This is a genomic window from Cellulosimicrobium sp. KWT-B, from assembly GCF_002127155.1.
Classification (GTDB): domain Bacteria; phylum Actinomycetota; class Actinomycetes; order Actinomycetales; family Cellulomonadaceae; genus Cellulosimicrobium; species Cellulosimicrobium funkei.
On the sequence record NZ_NEDO01000011.1, the window covers coordinates 1 to 3,377 of the forward strand.

Genomic DNA, 3,377 nt, shown 5'->3' on the forward strand with positions numbered 1-3,377 from the left:
GATTGGACGCTAGGATCCCAGGGTTGTTTGGCCACGGCATCGGCCAGCGCCTTGTTCTTCAAATTCTTGTTCTTCTCCATCCATTGTTGCAGCTGGATGAGTTCCAGCGGGTAAGTGGAGGCTGCCAGAACCTGCGCCAGAAGAGGATCGGGGTATAGCGCAATTGGCGCGACTAACGAGTCTAATTGATCGTTAGGAATTTTTGGTTCTTCCGTGGCCGGCGTAGTAGTCGTCATTACTTGCGATTGTGCTTCGGGTGACGGTTGCTGTGCCAAAACGATATTTGTGCCTGATAAAAGGAGAACAGCCGACACAACTGCGACGGCGGTTCGCCATGTTTGTTTTGATGTTCTCGACGAAGAATAGCGTGGCTTCATAAAATATTTATGGTGTCGCGAGTATCAGACGCCGGCCACTCGTCAGGGAATAGGACCTTGGTCTCACTGCGGAGCCGCGGGAGCGAGATCGTTGCCTTGGTAACCAGTCCGGTTTCATCTCTCCTATCGGCGCCGGCCGCCGCCGCCGCCGCCACGACCACCGCCGCCACCACCAAAACCGCCGCCACCCATGCTGCTAGAACCGCGGCTGCTGCTGGCGCGCGCCGAACTTCCGCCGCCACCGCCAAATCCAGCGCCACCAAATGCACTACTGCCACCCCCGGAAGAAATACTGCGGCTTCCGACATGATCGGCCCCGCCACCGCTTGGCCGACTAGCCGGCATCGTGCTCGCCCCGCCACCGCCGGGTCGCGCGCCGGCTCCGCCACCAGGACGATTGGCGCCGGCGTTACCCATATTGCCCGCTCCACCTCCGGGGCGATTTCCCGCTCCGGCATTGCCCGCTCCAGCTCCGGGGCGATTCCCCGCTCCGGCATTGCCGATTCCGCCGCCGGGACGATTGGCCGCACCAGTACCTGCGCCACCGGCAGGCCGATTGGCTCCCGAGCTGCGCGCGTTGCCGCCGTACTTGTTCGCCGTCCCTCTGTCGCCATAAGGCGCGCCGCCGCGATGTTGGGGGTTGTGCTGCCACTTACCTCCCTGGCCACGGTTGCCGCTGTTAATGTTGTTCCGGTTGAAATTGTTATTATTGTTAATGGTGACGTCACCGTGGCCCCAACCGCAGTTGTAACCCCAGCCACCATTGATAGCCGCGCCTAACGCAACCCCAGTACCGAACGCCAGCAGACCGCCGGTGGGATAATAAATTGGCGGATATGGATAGGCCGGCGCGCCATAAACGATCGTCGGATCATAAGAGGGCACATAAACCACCTGCGGATCGACCTGCTCAATGACGATGACTTGATTGCCGCCTTCGGCAGTTTGGGTTTCCACCTTTTGCTGTGCACTGGTTTTCAAATTACCGGTCCCCTGTGCCTTCGCGCGCATTCGTTGGATCGCGGCCATGACATCGGCTTGCTGTGCGAGAAAAGCATTTCCCAAATCCGTTGTCCAAGCCACGTCATCCGCCAGGCGCTTGACGACATCGGGAAATGTCGCCATCGCCTGGATGCTCGGATCCCACGGTTGCTTCTCCATCGCGTCGACTAACGCTTTGTCTTTCAATCCCGGATTCTTCCTCAACCACTGCTCGAGTTGGATGATCTCGAGCGGGTAGGTCGAGGCGACCAACGTCTGGCTCAGGAGCGGGTCGGGATAGAGCGCGATCGGTGCAACGAGCGAATCCAATTGATCATTAGGAATCTTCGGAGCTTCCGGAGTGACGGGGCTTGTGGTGGTCATTGCCTGCGACTCGACCTGTTGCGCCGGGGCAAGCGGTTGACCTAATATCAGTAGCGTCGTGCTGGATAAAATGGCGATCGAGGCGCGGAATAAACTTGTGGGACGGACTTCTCGTAACTTCATGGATTTATACCTTTCTTGGGTATCGCTTTTCCGGTCTGGATTTTGTCAGTTTGCCTCCAATGCCATGAGCCTGAGTATTGGACCTTGGGCCTATGTCGGGCCGATCGAGCCGGAATTACGGCAGGAGAGCGCCGATGAGGGCCAGAACGCCGAGCAGGACAATCGAAGGCTTCGGCATCTTGTTGGGCATTGTCTAGCTCGTCGAATCAACTCTTCGAACTTGCTCTCCGTGGGAAGCGCTCCAACATCAGACCTTGGTCCGATACTCAGTCGCGTCGCGCTTCTCGGATATTGGGAAGAGATATGAATTCGCCTAGGAGCTTCAACGAGCCGAAAATACCGGGTGCCATTTCAAGGGACGTCCCAGGCCCTCCATTCTTACGGCATTATGCCACTTACGAACTGATGACCTGGCAACCGAGGGGTAGTCTTGATGATGCTATGCTCGATCAGATCGCGGGATGGCTGGTCAACATTGAAAAAGTGACTCTTCCGTTCAAACGCTTCGTTGATTTCAGCGAATTAACGACTATCGCAATCCGCACCCGCCACGTTTTCGAATTTGCGCGCAAACGAGCGGAGCAATTCGCTGGAGCGACGCCCGTGCGCACGGCGTTGTATTGTGCTGACTGGGTCGGATTTGGTATCGCGCGTCTCTACGAGTCACTGATGGAAAACACGCACATCGAAGCGCGGGCATTTCAAGATCGAAACCGAGCCGCCGAATGGCTGGACATTCCAGCCGACGTTTTAACGCTAGAAGATGAGCCGGTGCCCCCGACTGGAAGCGGGACTTAGATCGAACGATTCAGGTGCCTCTTTTTGCGGGTCCGGTTTCCTTGAGTGAGAAACTCAGTATGACGGCGAACGTCGATGCTCAACTACGAACCTTTCGCGTGAATGTTGAATTGATTGCCGCCGCCTTTGAAAAAATCCCTTCCACAGGAATCTGTGCGGTAACAAATCGATTAGAGTTCCCGGTATTCTGCGGATCGTCGGTGATATCGAGACGCGACTTGGCGCTGAACTTAATCAGCACTTGCGTGTTCGGAATTGGAACGAATCCGCGGTGCTGCGGATCGAGCGTCAAGTCGTTAGGTCTGAGAGTTGCTTTCTGTTGGTCGCTGATTTGCCGGACGCCGAGTCACTTCGCTGGCGTGCCCTTCGATTGTCACCGGCTTCGGCGCAATCGATCAAAGTTGCCCGAGAATTTCTTTCATGGACATTCTGCTAGGCCTCCGGGCGCACGCCAGATTCGCACGGAATATTGGACTTTAGGCTTACATCCGGGACTCAATCAGTAGCGTCAGCAATTGTGACGCGAATTCTTCGAGATTTTCTGCGGCGTCATCACGCAACGGAAACCGAGATGATTCGTGCCGGTGTTTACCTCGCCTTTGCCCCGGGTGCCGACGATGTAATGCGAACAATATTGATCATTGCACAGAAACGAGCCACCGCGATGCACCCGCTTCTTCTCGCTGCGGGGTCTTCCTCCCGCTGCTCACCAGT

The 3,377-nt window shown here is 56.7% G+C and carries 4 protein-coding genes and 1 pseudogene; 1 reads left to right on the forward strand and 4 read right to left on the reverse strand.

Annotated features, from left to right (window positions below):
• A partial coding sequence (locus tag B9L22_RS20325; RefSeq protein WP_198947352.1) for a DUF3300 domain-containing protein occupies nucleotides 1–377 on the reverse strand: 377 nt, incomplete at its 3' end.
• Between the two features lie 123 nt (nucleotides 378–500).
• Nucleotides 501–1,865, reverse strand: coding sequence for a DUF3300 domain-containing protein (locus B9L22_RS19435; RefSeq protein ID WP_086151580.1), 1,365 nt, complete (start codon nucleotides 1,863–1,865; stop codon nucleotides 501–503).
• Between the two features lie 441 nt (nucleotides 1,866–2,306).
• Here B9L22_RS19435 and B9L22_RS19855 point away from each other — a divergent pair, with 441 nt between their 5' ends.
• Nucleotides 2,307–2,663, forward strand: coding sequence for a hypothetical protein (locus tag B9L22_RS19855; protein ID WP_143317405.1), 357 nt, complete (start codon nucleotides 2,307–2,309; stop codon nucleotides 2,661–2,663).
• A gap of 79 nt (nucleotides 2,664–2,742) precedes the next feature.
• On the opposite strand, the gene B9L22_RS19860 is transcribed toward B9L22_RS19855, so the two are convergent.
• Nucleotides 2,743–2,955 carry a hypothetical protein gene (locus tag B9L22_RS19860; protein ID WP_143317407.1) on the reverse strand — a complete coding sequence of 71 codons (213 nt, stop codon included), beginning with the start codon at nucleotides 2,953–2,955 and terminating at the stop codon, nucleotides 2,743–2,745.
• Between the two features lie 216 nt (nucleotides 2,956–3,171).
• A pseudogene (locus tag B9L22_RS20770) lies at nucleotides 3,172–3,339 on the reverse strand (SUMF1/EgtB/PvdO family nonheme iron enzyme); the annotation flags it as partial.
• Between the last annotated feature and the right edge of the window lie 38 nt (nucleotides 3,340–3,377).

Excerpts from the sequence above, each read along its gene's own strand:
- B9L22_RS19855 (WP_143317405.1), top strand. The coding sequence starts at position 2,307 with ATGCTCGATCAGATCGCGGGATGGCTGGTCAACATTGAAAAAGTGACT.
- B9L22_RS19435 (WP_086151580.1), bottom strand. The coding sequence starts at position 1,865 with ATGAAGTTACGAGAAGTCCGTCCCACAAGTTTATTCCGCGCCTCGATC.